Consider the following 15,059-nt stretch of genomic DNA (forward strand, 5'->3'; position numbering starts at 1 on the left):
CGGAAAGAAAGGTTATCCGACTTTCAAGAAAAACAGTCGCTCAGTTGAGTATAAAGTCAGCGGCTGGAAACTCTCAGAAACTCGGAAGCAAATCACATTTACCGATAAAAAGGGAATTGGCAAGCTCAAACTAAAAGGAACGTGGGATCTTAATTTCTACCAAATCGATCAAATTAAGCGAGTTCGCTTAATACGTCGCGCTGACGGCTACTACGTTCAATTTGCAATCAGCGCTGACAACAATGTAGATACAACGCCAGCAGGTAAAACAGTTGGATTGGACGTGGGACTGAAAGAGTTTTATACAGACTCCGATGGTCATGTTGAACCGAATCCCAAGTTTTACAGAAAAAGCGAGAAACAGTTGAAGTTTCGACAACGCCGTGTTTCTCGCAAAAAGAAAGGCTCTGCCAACCGCAAGAAAGCAATTAATCGATTAGGGCGAGTACACCTCAAAATAAGTCGGCAACGTGAAGAACACGCCAAGAAACTGGCGCGTTGCGTAATCCAATCTAACGATTTGGTCGCCTATGAAAATTTGAGGATAAAGAATCTAGTAAAGAATCACTGTCTCGCTAAATCAATTAACGATGCTGGTTGGTATCAATTCAGAAAGTGGTTGGAGTATTTTGGCGTAAAGTTTGGCAGGGTAACTGTCGCAGTCAATCCTGCTTATACTTCGCAAAAATGTTCAAATTGCGGTGCAATCGTAAAAAAATCCCTATCCGTAAGAACCCACGCTTGTGAATGTGGGTTTGTTATGGATAGGGATTGGAACGCAGCGATTAATATTCTGAAATTAGCCTTGAGTACGGTAGGGCATACCGGAACTTGGGTCTTAAACCCGAACGCTTTGGGAGATTCGACCTCTACTTTGACGCTCAGAAATCCTGTCTGAGCAAGTTGAGTCTATGAACAAAGAATCCCCTCGCCTTTAGGCAGGGGAGTGTCAATATACCCAAGAAACCAAGAAAATCGCGCAGGTATTGGTTAGACGATTTTCACCAATGAATGCAACTGTAGGGAAACTCCAAACTCTTATGCAGTAAATCATTCCCAATTCTTTAATCCCCAATCGAAAATCGAAAATAGTATTAATTTCCCCAAACCTGCTGTTTGTGAGCTTCCTTGCAAATACCTAAAATGCGCCGATCGTTGTCGCTGACGGCCCAAATAGGGTAATACTGTTGCAGGTTTACGGAGTAGGGAGAGCGACTGCCGTCGTAAGTGTCCACTACTGTTAAATTTAACTGAGTTCGCTCCGCAGTGCCGTAAAAACAGTAAAAAGCAGACCGAGGCAGGTAAAAAGCGCCGACTACTTTACTCTGTCGCATTTCAAATACAAAATATTCTTTTTTAATTCGATCGGGCTGGCTCGACTGGCCGTAGAGGTATATACCCTCTGCTAAACCTGTGCTAGCGGTATCTGGCGCAGCATTTGGGAGGGATTGGGAGGTGAAAAGGCCGGATTTGATGTCCGATTGCTGTGCCTCGCCTAGGGGAAATTCGATGCTGAAGTTACCGGGCGAGAGAGCAAGGGCGATCGCCTCTAAAGTGCTTGTTAATACGATCGAATAAGTCAAAACCACTTGCTTGCCCCAAAGTTTCAAATACCTGCTGCGCCGCCCTTCTTGTACCTGTTTCAAAGAGATATTACAGAAACCGGGTATTTGGCTTAATCCTGAATATTAACTTGAATTTTCGATCGCCCGCCCGGTTCCTAAATTCAAATCTCAGATTAGGAATAGAAATTAAATAACTTAAGCAAATTTGTGGGATGGGCGTCCCGCCCGTGCAGAAAGGACGGGCGGGACGCCCATCCCACAACAATCATCGAAAATTTTCATTCCTTAGTTTTGATAAATTGCGATCGCCCATCAAGTGCGATCGACATCTTAAATATAGCGCTTTTCAAATCTCTCTTCTGTACTCGTCAGCCTACCAATTACCCATTATACCATTTTTCTAAAGATCAGATAGAGATAAAGGACGACAAGACGTTGTAATTCTCTCGTTTCCCTTGTTTGCAAAAGTCTGTCATAACTTTAAAAAAATGGTATTACTATCTGTACCTCACTCAGATCGTGTCCAGTGCATGACCATCACAAAAAGGGTTCGTAGTGCGGACTTCAGTCCGCATCTAAAAAGCGGACTGAAGTCCGCACTACGAACTTTACTTATTTTGGTCAATTGGCCAGAAAGCGGACTGAAGTCCGCACTACGAACTTTACTTATTTTGGTCAATTGGCCAAAAAGCGGACTGAAGTCCGCACTACGAACTTTACTTATTTTGGTCGATCGACCGGACATGATATCACTTCAAAATTGCTTGGGATAAAAGTATCCTTCCCGGAGGCGCCTGCACAAAAAAAGAGTTGAGATTTGGAGAAAATCTCAACTCTTTTAGTGACTAACTAGCCAAATATTCTCGGACTTGAGACTGACGCCGCCGCAGGTGGGCGAGGGCTTGATGTTCTAGCTGTCGCACCCGTTCGCGGCTGAGATTGAGCCGTTCTCCGACTTTCGCCAGAGACATTTCGGTGCCGTCTTCCAAACCAAAGCGCAGAACAATCACATCTCGTTGCTGGGGGGTCAGTTCTGATATCAAGGTATTGAGGTCTTGCCGCAGCAATTCCGAAGTAATGTAGTTGTCTGGAGATGCTGTTTCGTCTTCTAAGAGTTCTTGCAGTTCCGTATCTTGGTTATCTCCTACGCGCAAGTCCAAAGAAACTGGATGTCTTGCCATCAGCAGGTATTCCCTAATTTGGGAAGGTTGCAGTTCCAGGGCGGTGGCAATTTCCGCAGGCGAGGGAGAACGGCCCAACTGCTGGGTGAGTTCCCGCTGCACTTTTTTGATTTTGTTGAGTTTTTCGGTGATGTGAATTGGCAATCGAATGGTGCGGGCGTGTTGGGCGATCGCGCGAGTGATTGCTTGGCGAATCCACCAGTAGGCATAGGTAGAAAATTTGTATCCCCGCATCGGGTCAAATTTTTCGACTCCCCGTTCTAAACCGAGGGTGCCTTCTTGAATTAAATCCAAGAATTCCATATTGCGTTTCTGGTATTTTTTGGCGATCGCAACTACTAGGCGCAAATTCGCTTCAATCATCTTTTGCTTGGCGCGCCGCCCTAACTGCAAGATCCGGTTCAGTTCGGCTTCGGTCAACTCCATTTGGGCAGCCCACTCTTCATTCGTCAGATCTCGCTGCCATTCTTTAGCAAGCGCTTGTTTTGCTTCGATTAATTTCATCATTTGCTGTACCTGCTTCCCGAAAACAATCTCTTCTTCTCGGGTTAGCAGGGGTACTCGACCGATCTCGTGCAGATAGGTACGAACCGTATCCGTTGAGGAGTATGGCCGGCTGCCCATGCGATCGGCTTTCACTGTTTTGGTTTTGGGGGTGGTAGTGGACATGGGTGAGTATTGCACTCCTTGTAACAACAGATAAAAAGTTGGTGATACCCTGTCCCACTTTTACAAGTGGGATAAAGACTGCGACAGGGGGGATGTTACCCCTCCTGTTTATCGGTGACGATCGGTAGAAGCTTGTGGTATTGGATTACTTTTATGCTTGATTTTCCAGTAATCCCCGTCGATTTTCCGTAGCTTGCTAGCTTTAACGGCTAGTTCCCGGCGAAGTGAAGCAAGAGTTTACTTTTCTCAATATTATTCCAAATTTTGAGGATCGTAAAGGGTAAAAACCTCTGTCTTAAGGTCAATATTCTACATTTTTCCTTAAGGTTTTCAATTCCCTGCTAGTTTTAACTGCAACTCAACTTCACAAAAAAAACTCGGTAAGTGGGAAACTCAGTGTCTTCAGACCTGAGAGGGAAACGACCCGGCGGTTTCAACCGTAAGAGAATCTTTCTTTATCCATTACCGCCTTGGAGTTGCTTGACAGGAGTGTACTTTTGTAATGTACTTTCGGCAGGACAGTTACTGCCTCAAATCTCACAACTCGCGATCGCATAATGTTTGCTCCGGTAAGAGCCTCCCTTTCGGGGTAATGTTCGCTTCGCCAATGTTATAAGAGCTTTTTAGACCTGCAACACTGCCGAGCGTGACTTTAAGACTTTTTAATTGCAGATGACAGAGCGGAAAACTAGCGTCGCATTCAAGGAGTGTCCTGACTCAAATAACGTAGACCTCAAAAGTCTTAGGCCCGTCAGCACAGCTTGCTCGATTTCTCTTACAAGCTCAGTCCCTTTAGGGCTGAGTTACTGACAATACTCATGCAAACAGACTCATGCAATTCGAGGGCTTTATTTTGCTCTCTATTCCATCATCGCTTGAATTTTTCTCGCTGCCTAGATGCTGCGATGCGAGATAACCGAACTCGATCGCCGTATTCGCTGCGACTTACCGTTTAAAATATTTCTTGACATTTTTATTTAAATATGCTAATCAACTTTTGCTGTCAGTGAGTAAAGATATATTAAGAGCGGGATGTTTGGCTATTTGAGTTAAATTTTGCCGATCGACTGAACAATATTTAACCTTATCCAATTTTTATGAAGTTAGGGATGAGGGGTGACGGGTGTGAGGGCAAAAGCCCTTGCTTCATTCAGTTGACAGTTGACAGTTGACAGTTGACAGTTGACAGTTGACCGCTTGACAGTTGGTTGTTATTAGAATTTTTGCATAAATCTTCGATCGCCGGGCCGCAGATGCAAGGCAGATAAACACGGATAAACGCAGATTATTTTCAGATTGGACAGCTTGGGAAAGCAATCTTGTCTCATCTAAAATCCCAAATCCATTTTAGCAGATTCTGCCTCAGCAAACACTTGTTCATCCGGCATTTCTTGCCAGTCAATATCCCCAATTTCTTTGTAGAATTGCTCATCGTAGGGACGAGTCTGGACAACTACCGGCATCGGTACGGCGTGCCCCAAAACTAAAGCTTGCTGTTTTGAGTCGAGTTTGGCTAAAACCGATCGCAAACTCTGGCCTCCAGAAACGCCCGTAAAGATAGCATCGATGTCTTTATCGTCGTTTAGCAAAGCTGTGATCCGCGTGCCGACTTGCGACATCACCTCGCCGTCGATACCGGAGGGACGCTGGTCTACAATCAGCAGAGTTACGAAGTATTTTCGCATTTCGCGGGCGATCGTCCCGAAAATAGTCGATCGCACGATCGCCGGATCCAGAAAGCGGTGGGCTTCCTCAATGGTAATCACTAACGGTTGCGGGCGATCGCACGGATTTTTACTCATCAAAAACTTCTCAGCTTTCCGCACGTAAGCTCCGTGAATCCGGCGAGTAATCACATTTGCTGCTAACATATATGACAGCAAATCCGAGTGCGAACCAAACTCGATTACTACATTTTTCCCACTATCCAAACACTGCAAAACTTCAGTGACATAATTTTTGGGACAGCGTTTGCGAATGTATTTCAAATCATTTAAACGCTCTAATTTCCGCTGCAAAGCCATAATCGAAGATTTATTTCCCCGCTTTTCTTCGCAAAACATTTGAATATCTTCGTTGGTCATTTCCAGCAACTTGTTAATCCAACCCTTGCCCAACTCATTTCGCAAAATGATCGCATTTTCGATACTAGCTTCCGACAAATTTAACTCCCGCTGGACTAGCGAGATATCTTCCACTTCAATTTCCTCGAAACTCAAAAACAACTCTTGAGCATCGCGGACTCCCCGGCGCTTTGTAGACTCTGGATCGAGAGTATAAATCTGAATCTTATCGGGAAACAACTGCCGCAAACCTTTAACAGTGCTAAATTGTTTCCCTTCCGAAACAGCTTCCCACCCGTACTCCGAGTGCATATCAAAAATTAGATTGACAGCAGCTTGCTTGCGAATAATGCCCGACAGCAGCAAGCGCGTCAAAAAAGATTTTCCTGTTCCCGACTTACCAAAAACTCCGTTGCTGCGTTCCACAAATCTGTCTAAGTCCAAGCACACAGCCACGTCCATGTCAATCGGTTTGCCGATCGCAAAATTGCGGCGATATGGATCATCTTCCCAGCCAAAAACCGCTCGAAAATCGGTTTCTTTGGCATCAAACACCTGGGAAAAGTGGCTGGGAATCGTTTTCACCGGCAGCAATTCCATATCGGCGCCACTTTGCGGCTCAAAAGAACCCAAATTTCCTAAAGCCAGCTTTTTATCGGGGACTCCGTTACCTGTGGGATTGAAGATGGCTTGAGATTTTTCTTTTTCCGCAGTCAGCATCAACATGGGCGCAAGCTCGATCGTACCGTAGGTGCTGCTACCTGCGAGGACTGCGAGGAGAAAATCGTCGTTGGGGTTGGGAGGATTGGATAAAATCCGACTGCTGGATGTTCCAAGAGACACATCGGTGAGCATACAGAAAAAGTGCGATCGTACCCCCCGCACTACTAAAAATTTCCCCACCCTCATATCTTCCACTGAAACGTCGGCGTGCAGTCGCACTTCTAATCCCTTGCTGAGGGAACCTTGAATAACAGAGCCTAACGGTTTGTCATTAATCATTAGTCAGTTGTCAGTTGTCAGTTGGCAGTTGGCAGTTGTTAGTTGTTATTTGTTATTTGTTAGTTGTTATTTGTTATTTGGGGAGCATCTCATTTTTGAAAAAAGCATTTTTCATTATAGTGCGAGCGTCCCCGCTCGCGAGCAGTATAATCGCGAGCAGTATAATCGCGAGCAGTATAATCGCGAGCAGTATAATCGCGAGCAGTATAATCGCGAGCAGTATAATCGCGAGCAGCAGTATAATCGCGAGCAGTATAATCGCGAGCAGTATAATCGCGAGCAGTATAATCGCGAGCAGTATAATCGCGAGCAGTATAATCGCACTATATGCAAAACTGAGATGCTCCCGTTAGTTGTTAGTTGTCAGCTTCCCCGCTCGCGGGTCGTTGGGTTGTTAGTTGGCAGTTGTTAGTTGTGATTCGTCAGTTGTGATTCGTTTTTGTTTATTTGTTATTTCGTAATTATTAGCAACTAGCAACGGCCAACTGCTAACTGTCAACTGCCAACTGCCAACTGCCAACTGCCAACTGCCAACTGTCAACTACCATTCCGATTCTAATGGTAGTTCAAAGAAACTCGGATTCAGATCTACATCAGTCAAATCCGTTTCGCTCAAATAAGCATCAGTCAAAGATACCCCTTTTAAACTTGCGCCTTTAAGATTTGCACCTTTAAGGTTAGCACCTCTGAGATTAACTCGGAATAAATGAGCATCGCTCAAGTCTACTTCAGTTAAATCGGCTCCCTCCAAATTTACTCTCATCAAATCTGCTTTTCTGAGGTCAGCTTCGTTTAACTTCGCGCCGCTGAGGTCGGCTTTTGTCAAGTCTACACCTCTCAAGTCGGCGCCGCTCAAGTTAGCGAACAGCAAAGTAGCTCCGGTGAAATCTGTTTCCCTCAAGTCGGCATCGCTCAAATTAGCGCCGCTGAGGTCAGCCCTTGTTAAGTCTACACCCCGGAGGTCAGAAGAACTCAAGTTTACTTGGTGCAAAATTGCGCCGCTTAAATCGGCTCCTCTCAAGTCTGTTCCCTCCAAGTTTGCACCTTTGAGGTAAGCTTTTTTTAAGCTAGCTTTACTGAGGTCTACATTTTTGAGATTGACCGAACTCAAGTTAGAACCGCTCAAATTAGCTCCGCTTAAATCTGACCCGTTTAAGTCGGCTCCGGTTAAGTTCACCCCTTGCAGCGATACATTAGGAGCAATTAAATAAGCTCCGCCCAGACGGGGGTCAATGCCTTCTGAAAACAATGTTTGGTTGCTGTAAACAGCTTTTTCTAAAATGACGCCGCTGAGACTGGCTTCCCTCAAGTCCGCTGCGCTGAGGTTGGCTCCTGCTAAGTTTGCCCGATCGAGCTTTGCTCCAAATAAAATAGCTTTATATAAGTTTGTCCGCCGCAAATCGGCCCCTTTTAAATCGGCTCCGGTCAAATCTACCATAGCCAGATTTAAGCCCGGGAGCGAGGCATTGGGAGCTAGCAAAATTGCTCCCAATGCAGCGGGGTCAATATCGTCGGGAAACATTGTCCGGTTGTTGTAGACTGTCTTGTCTAAAATAACGCCAGTCATCTGAGAGCCTCGCAAATCTGCTCCACTGAGATTGGCTCTGGTTAAGTTGGCTTGTTGGAGATTTGCTCCAACTAAATTGGCCTTGATCAAACTTGCTTGTTTGAGGTTGGCTCCCGTGAGTTCTGCTCCTACGAGAGTAGCTTCTCGGAGGACAGCACCGGTCAAATCGGTTCTGGTGAGGTTGGCTAAATTCAGAAATGACTCAGCTAAATCCGCCCCGCTAAGATTGGCGCGGGTGAGATCGGCTTCGATCAGATCTGCATACCTGAGAATTGCGTCGCTGAGATTGGTTTCTCGGAGATCTGTTCCCCTGAGGTTGGCTCCCCGGAGTTCCGCACCGCCGAGGTTGGTGCCTTTAAGCGGTTGTCCCCTGAGGTCGAGCCGGTGCAAAAAGTCACCAACGTTCATTTCCATATCGATTCGCCCTTTCTAGTCTTGACCTTAGCTTGACATTCCGAGGGCAGAATCGGGAATAGCGGAAAAACTATAGATTTTTTGAGGTTGAAGTTTCGCACAGGCGGACGCGACTTGTTCCAGGGGGAAGCTTTCGCGATCGAGCTGGACTTGCAGGGTTTTGAGCGGATCTGCGCCGGAGGAAACCATGAATTCTAATGTTTGCAAGTCGGGCTCTGTGCTGATAGATTCAAGAATTTGCCCGATCGCCCTGACGTAAGGATGGTTTGGATCTTTGTACCAATCGGGGGCTGCGAGTCCGGCCTGGTCGAAGCCGAGGTGAACGATGAGGGAGCTTTCTCCGAACAGGGCTATTCCCACCGGCCGCGCTTCTTCTTGCAGTAGTAAATCGCGACTTGCTACCAAATGCCGCAGTTTCTCAAGGTGTTCGTACCGATTTTGAATGGCCGAATCTTCCTCTTTTCCTTCTTCCTTCTTCCTTCTTCCTTCTTCCTTCGTTTCGTACTGAATCGCTACTGTGACTAAATAAGTTTGCAGCAGCATATGACCTAGTTTTTCGGCTTTGGTTGCCAGATAGATCGAGTTGTAATCTGTGGCTTCAATGAGTAAGGGGACGCGATCGACTACTTCAATGCCGTAACCTTTCAAACCGGCAATTTTTCGCGGGTTGTTGGTAATCAACCGAATTTTTTCCACTCCCAAATCGTTAAGCATTTGTGCTCCAACGCCGTAGTTCCGCAAGTCGGCGGGAAAGCCCAAGCGTTCGTTAGCTTCTACGGTATCGTATCCGATATCTTGCAGCGAGTAAGCTTTGAGTTTATTGACCAGTCCAATCCCCCGACCTTCTTGGCGCAAGTAAACTATGATGCCGCAACCGGCATTTTCGATCATTTTCAGTGCTGCTTGCAGTTGCATCCGACAGTCGCAGCGCAGGGATCCCAAAGCATCTCCGGTCAGACATTCGGAATGCACCCGCACCATCACGGGTTTGTCTTTAAATTCTGCCGGGTCGCCCTTGACAATGGCAACGTGTTCTGAATTGTCTTGAGTGTCGCGGTAGGCGTAGATCGTAAACTCGCCGAATTCAGTCGGCAATTTGGCGACTGTTTCGCGGCGGACAAATCGATCGTGCTTGAGGCGGTAGCTAATTAAGTCAGCAATGCTGATGATTTTGAGGTTGTGGGTTTTGGCGTATTCGATCAATTCGGGCAACCTCGCCATCGAACCGTCGGGGTTTTGAATTTCGCAGATGACGCCGCTGGGATAGAGGCCGGCGAGTCTGGCGAGGTCAACGGAGGCCTCGGTGTGACCGGCGCGTTTGAGGACGCCACCGTCGATCGCCCGCAGCGGGAAAATATGACCGGGACGGCGCAAATCTTGAGGTTTGGTATCTGGGTGGATGGCTACTTGGATGGTGCGGGCGCGGTCTTCGGCGGAGATGCCGGTGCTGACGCCGTTGACTGCATCGATGCTGACGGTGAAGGCGGTTTGGTTGTTGTCGGTGTTTTTGCTGACCATGAGAGGCAGTTCTAGGCGATCGAGTCGATCGCCAGTCAATGCCAGACAAATCAAACCCCGGGCCTGTACTGCCATGAAATTGATATTGTCGGGGGTGGCGAATTGGGCGGCACAAATCACGTCGCCTTCGTTTTCGCGGTTTTCGTCATCGACTACTACCAGCATCCGACCTGCTTTCAGGTCTGCCAGGGCGCTGTCAATTGAGTCAAATTGAAAGGATTGAGTTGAGGTGTTGTTGTAGGGCACTGAGGAGTTCAAGCTATAAACAGTATTGTTATGGAAATAGAATCTATTATTGATTGTAGCCTGTTGTTTCCGGCTGGGTGATTCTCCGAGTCAGATGAGTTTAACACCATTTTCGAGCTTGCATACTAGAAATAATCCTTTTTGTCAATCAAAAATTGCCAGAGTATTTCATGAGTTCGATCGAGATTCCGAGGCTTTTAGGGAAAGAGAAGGAAAATTATGTTGACTCTAAATCGGAATTTGTTCGATATTAATGCGATCGTCAAAGCGCGGTTGAGTTGTTAATTTAGCAATTGTGGCGATGAAGAAAGCAGTGACAATCGATCGGATTTGTAATCAGGAAGGGTTTTGGGGCGATCGAGAGTGCCCGAATGTAGCGCTATTCTTAAAACATGGATCTGTCTGAGGGAGGTTCAAGGATGAACCAATACTTTGTCTGAAGGCTAAAGCAATTGCGGAAGCTCAAGTGTAGTGGGACAATATTGATATCCGCCTCAATTGTCCCTCTCATGAATAACTGGCCGAAGTTCCTCCCCCTTCCTGCATCATGGGCAAAAGGTTTTGCATTAAGCAGTGGCTTTTGGCTAATTGTTTCGGTACTGCTGCCTGGATATTACTACTACTCCTACAGATTTAGCACAGCGTACTGGCGCAGCATCAGGAGTTATGACGAAGGCGCGATCGCCTTTGCTTGGTTGTGCCAAATCCCGTTATTTGCTTTCTACCATTGGGGATTAGCTAAATTTGCTGAGTGGGTGGAAAGTCGCAGCCAGAACCAACCGCCGACAGTAACAGTATCGCCTTGGCTGCACTGGAGGGAAGGGTTTATCGCATTTGCGACGCTGCCGGCTGCGATCGTCATGGGAATTCCGGCGATCGCCTTTTTGATGCTGCCGCTGAGGGACTCTTCGGGCTCAATTGTTGCTTTAATTATCGGAACTGCGATCGCATCGGCTTATTTGTATCACTTCCGCTTTGCAAGGCTGCTGAAAATTCTGGTCAAATTCCTCTGGATTTTCTATGCACAATTGCTTAAAATATTGCAACTTCTGTTAGTACCAACACTAACCGGTATGCCGTTTTTTGTGCTGACTTTTGTGACGGCGCCAATGGTGCCAAAACAACTGCTGCCACTGACGACCTTTCTATTAGTTATTTCTGTATTTCTCAGTGGCATAGTCGGATATGCAGCTTTGCAGTATTGGTCGGCGCATTTAGTTAATTGGGCCGCGAAGTGGTGGCCGGCCCACTCTCCTGGTTACAGTCGGGTTCAAGCTCGCACAGCTTGGAAACACAACAAAACAGCAGCTACTCAATCTTTGGTTCGGCATACAACCAGTTGGCATTTAGCGGCGAATGATACTACCTACCTAATTTATTTCAATTTGAGTGCGATCGTCTTTGGTGCGATCGGTTCTGTGCTGTTTGGAGAGCCGTCAACATGGTCAGAAACAGAAGAAGAGATGTTAGGATCTGCCGTGGCGCTAGTTTGGGTGGCGCAGTGGCATTTTTGGGGTTGGCGTCGCGAAGTAGAAATTGCTAGGGGTAAGCCCGAGGCCAAAAAGAGCTCGCGCGATCGTAATTTACCCGCCGCCGATCCAATTGAAGTCGAGCTCAACCAACTTGTAGCCGAGTTCGGCGATGCTCGGATGAAGCCTGTCAGAAAACCTGCGTCAGCAACTAAAAAGCCTAAGTCACAGCAGGCTCAGTGGTACGTATTCCGCAGCGGTAAAGCCGAGGGGCCTTATACTAAGCGACAGTTGCGAGATGTGCAGCAAATTACCGATCGCACCAAAGTACGCCGCGGTGAAGCCGAGTGGCAGCGCGCTGGTGAAATTCCCGAATTAGCGCAGTTTCTGACTGAGAAATAAATAATTGACTGCATTGCCCGCATTTTCCCCAATAAAAAGCCCTCAACTTTGTGAGGGCTTTGCGATGCCAAGACGGAGATTTGAACTCCGGACACGTGGATTTTCAGTCCACTGCTCTACCAACTGAGCTATCTCGGCTTGTTTTTTTACGCTTAACTACCTTAGCAGACACATACGGAATTTAGCAAGCACTTTTTCAAAATAATTTTTAGAGCGCCCGGAACCGCCCACCTGTAAGCTAAAAACTGCAAGCTAAAATCCAAAAATCGCAATGGCACAGGAACATCGGGACAGCCGGGGCAAGAGTATGCTGATCTTAGGCATAATTTGGCTGCTGGGGGCAATTAGCGATCGCCTCTGGTTTGCCTGCGATCGATCTGTACCCGCCTGGGATCAAGCAGAATACCTCACTAGCACGCTGAATTACTTACAGGCGTTGCAGCATCCTCAGTGGTTTTCCGGCGACTGGTGGACAAGTTTCTGGCTGCTTTCGACGAAGATTCCGCCCTTGGTGTACATCTTAACGGTGCCGTTTCTGCATATTTTTGGTACTGGGGGCGATCGGGCAACCCTCGTTCATTTATTATTTAGTGCTATTCTGCTCGCCTCAGTCTACAATTTGGGCACCAAATTATTTAATCGACAAGTTGGTTTATGGGCTGCTGCTATTTGCGTTTTGTTACCGGGACTTTATCGCTTCCGCTTGCAATTTTTGCTAGATTTCCCCCTAACTGCTGCGATTACTTTTTGTTTCTATTGTCTGACAATGTGGAAGAAACAAGAAAATGCGGCAGCGGATTTTGCCGTATATATAACGGAGAGAAAAAATCAGGAAAATCGTAAAATATTTTACCTGAATCGATTATCTTTCTTCTGGGCGATCGCCTTTGGAATTTCTCTAGGGTTATCAATATTAGTTAAACACACTACAGTATTATTTTTGTTTACACCGATTCTGTGGTTAGCAGTTGGTGCAGTGCGACAAAAAGCATGGGGAAGATTAGCTCAATTAGCTGGTGCATTGTTGCTGTCTGCTGCCGTGTTTGGCCCGTGGGCAAAAACCAATTGGCTGTTAATTTTGACCGGGGGAAAACGGGCAACGTTCGATTCTGCGATCGCCGAAGGAGATCCGGGCCTGAATACGATCGGTGCTTGGATTTACTATATTCAGCACTTACCAGAACACGTTTCCTGGCCTCTGTTACTGATTCCCTTAGTCGGATTTATACTCTATTATTGGCGAAATCGAGCCGATAGTCAGTCAATCTTGTACCTTGACTCCTGTCGGTGGCTGGGGGTATTTTGGATAGGAGGTTATTTAATTAATTCCCTAAATATCAACAAAGATGACCGATATGTGATACCTTATTTGCCAATATTAGCAATATTTTTAGCCTACTGTTTAACCCTGTGGCCGCAGCGTTGGGGAAAGCAAATTCGTTGGGGAACAATTGGCTTAGGAATCCTAGCGATGCTGTTCCATATCTGGCCGCTGGGCGGTGGTTTGGGACACAACTCCGTTCAAGTTGTCAGTCCCGGCAATTCTAGCTATCCTTATTTAGGTAAACAGTGGCCGCACCAAGAAGTAATTGCCGAAATTATTGATACCGAACCTTATTTGCAATCGACTTTGGGCGTGTTGCCTTCCACACCGGAAATTAACCAGCACAATTTGAATTATTACGGTGCTTTGGCGAATTTTCAGGTTTACGGGCGACAGGTGGGAACCAATTTAAAAGAAGTGCCGCAAGATGTGCGATCGCTTTCTTGGTTTGTTACCAAAACTGGCCCGCAAGGTTCGATTCGGGAACGGATTAAAAAAGCTCAAAATGCAGCGGTGGCGGCGATTGAAACTGGTGGTAAGTTTAACTTGCAAAAAAGTTGGGTTTTGCCTGACAATACTAATTTGAATCTTTACCGCAAGCAGTTGCACCCGGTGGAAATACAGCCGTTGCCTGAAGCGCGATCGCAAGTACAATTAGAGCAGGTGACTGTTTTGGCAAAACCGGTTCCCGGTATAGCGTTGCCGGTGACTTATACTTGGTCTGGGCCTTGGCAGCAGTTGCAGTCTGGTTTAGTCTTGTTAACGTGGCAAAATCAGCAGTCTGGCGATGTTGCACCGGGACAGACTGTGAGGATTTTACACGATCGCGCGATCGGCCAGGCAACTTTGCATCCGGGAATGCTGGAAGCCGATAAATTTGCTGTGGGGTTTCGAGTAGTCGATCGCACGGCGATGCTAACTCCTGCTAATATTGCACCGGGAAGCTACAATCTGCAAGCGACTTATCTCAATCGCAAAACCGGGGAAACTTATCCAATCAATGTGCCGCAGGTAACGCTTAAAATCGACGCTCAGCCCGAGGTTATTGCTTCCCAGACTCGCACGGATAACGAAAACGATAAAAAATTGAAAATCGCCGAGCAAGTCCCAGCAAATGAAGATACGCCCGAGTTAGATTTGGTAACTCAATTGCGGGCGATGGCGGTTAATTTACCCAAAGGATTGCCCGGTTTGGAACCAGTATTCGAGCAGATTGGACGGATCAATCAGTACGATCCAACTCAAGATTATACCGCACAAGCGGAACAAGCGTTAGCATATCGGCTGAAGCAGGAACCGAACAATCTAGAATTCGCCTATGCTTTGGCATTTTCTAGAGTATTGCAGCAAAATGTCGAAAGTGCGATCGCGGCTTTAGAAAAAGTCACCCAACTAGACTCTCAAAACCCCTATGCTTACGCTTATCTCGCCTTCGTCCAGATTTACGGCTGGCACCCAAAAGCCGCTGAAACAGCCTTAAAACCCGCACTCGCCCTCAACCCCAACCTACCGGAAATTAGAATTTTAAACGGTTTAGCCGCTTTAATGCAAGGCAATCTCATTCAAGCGTGGCAAGATTTGCAATTCTTGAAAAAATTGAAGATTTAAGCTGTTGCGGCATTTAAACTGTATGTCAATA

Annotated in this window: 8 protein-coding genes, 1 tRNA gene and 1 pseudogene; 3 read left to right on the forward strand and 7 right to left on the reverse strand. The window is 46.6% G+C overall.

Features of this window, described 5'->3' with window-relative positions:
- A pseudogene (locus tag JGK20_RS11760) lies at positions 1-938 on the forward strand (transposase); the annotation flags it as partial.
- A gap of 156 nt (positions 939-1,094) precedes the next feature.
- On the opposite strand, the gene JGK20_RS11765 reads toward JGK20_RS11760, so the two are convergent.
- The 6 genes from JGK20_RS11765 to ribBA all read right to left on the reverse strand — a co-directional run bounded on the left by JGK20_RS11765 (position 1,095) and on the right by ribBA (position 10,225).
- Complete coding sequence (locus JGK20_RS11765; RefSeq protein WP_293197318.1) at positions 1,095-1,646, reverse strand: hypothetical protein; 552 nt, start codon at positions 1,644-1,646, stop codon at positions 1,095-1,097.
- A gap of 764 nt (positions 1,647-2,410) precedes the next feature.
- Positions 2,411-3,415: an RNA polymerase sigma factor, RpoD/SigA family gene (locus JGK20_RS11770; RefSeq protein ID WP_293184266.1), complete on the reverse strand. Its 1,005-nt coding sequence runs from the start codon at positions 3,413-3,415 to the stop codon at positions 2,411-2,413.
- A gap of 1,328 nt (positions 3,416-4,743) precedes the next feature.
- Complete coding sequence (locus tag JGK20_RS11775; protein WP_293184264.1) at positions 4,744-6,480, reverse strand: ATP-binding protein; 1,737 nt, start codon at positions 6,478-6,480, stop codon at positions 4,744-4,746.
- A gap of 394 nt (positions 6,481-6,874) precedes the next feature.
- Positions 6,875-7,021: a hypothetical protein gene (locus tag JGK20_RS11780; protein WP_293213880.1), complete on the reverse strand. Its 147-nt coding sequence runs from the start codon at positions 7,019-7,021 to the stop codon at positions 6,875-6,877.
- Positions 7,022-8,461, reverse strand: coding sequence for a pentapeptide repeat-containing protein (locus JGK20_RS11785; protein ID WP_293197319.1), 1,440 nt, complete (start codon positions 8,459-8,461; stop codon positions 7,022-7,024).
- A gap of 27 nt (positions 8,462-8,488) precedes the next feature.
- The gene (gene ribBA, locus JGK20_RS11790; protein ID WP_293192536.1) at positions 8,489-10,225 is read right to left on the reverse strand and encodes a bifunctional 3,4-dihydroxy-2-butanone-4-phosphate synthase/GTP cyclohydrolase II; all 1,737 of its coding nucleotides are present in this window, start codon (positions 10,223-10,225) and stop codon (positions 8,489-8,491) included.
- A gap of 509 nt (positions 10,226-10,734) precedes the next feature.
- On the opposite strand from ribBA, the gene JGK20_RS11795 reads away from it, so the two are divergent.
- Entirely contained in the window at positions 10,735-12,096 is a 1,362-nt protein-coding gene (locus tag JGK20_RS11795; protein WP_293184256.1) for a DUF4339 domain-containing protein, read from the forward strand.
- Between the two features lie 65 nt (positions 12,097-12,161).
- Here the strand turns inward: JGK20_RS11795 and JGK20_RS11800 are convergent.
- Positions 12,162-12,234, reverse strand: a tRNA-Phe gene (locus JGK20_RS11800).
- 133 nt (positions 12,235-12,367) lie between these two features.
- Here JGK20_RS11800 and JGK20_RS11805 point away from each other — a divergent pair.
- Positions 12,368-15,028 (forward strand): glycosyltransferase family 39 protein, encoded by a 2,661-nt coding sequence (locus tag JGK20_RS11805; RefSeq protein WP_293230533.1) that lies wholly within the window; start codon positions 12,368-12,370, stop codon positions 15,026-15,028.
- Positions 15,029-15,059 lie beyond the last annotated feature (31 nt).

This window comes from Microcoleus sp. PH2017_05_CCC_O_A, from assembly GCF_020738785.1.
In the GTDB taxonomy this organism is placed as follows: domain Bacteria; phylum Cyanobacteriota; class Cyanobacteriia; order Cyanobacteriales; family Microcoleaceae; genus Microcoleus.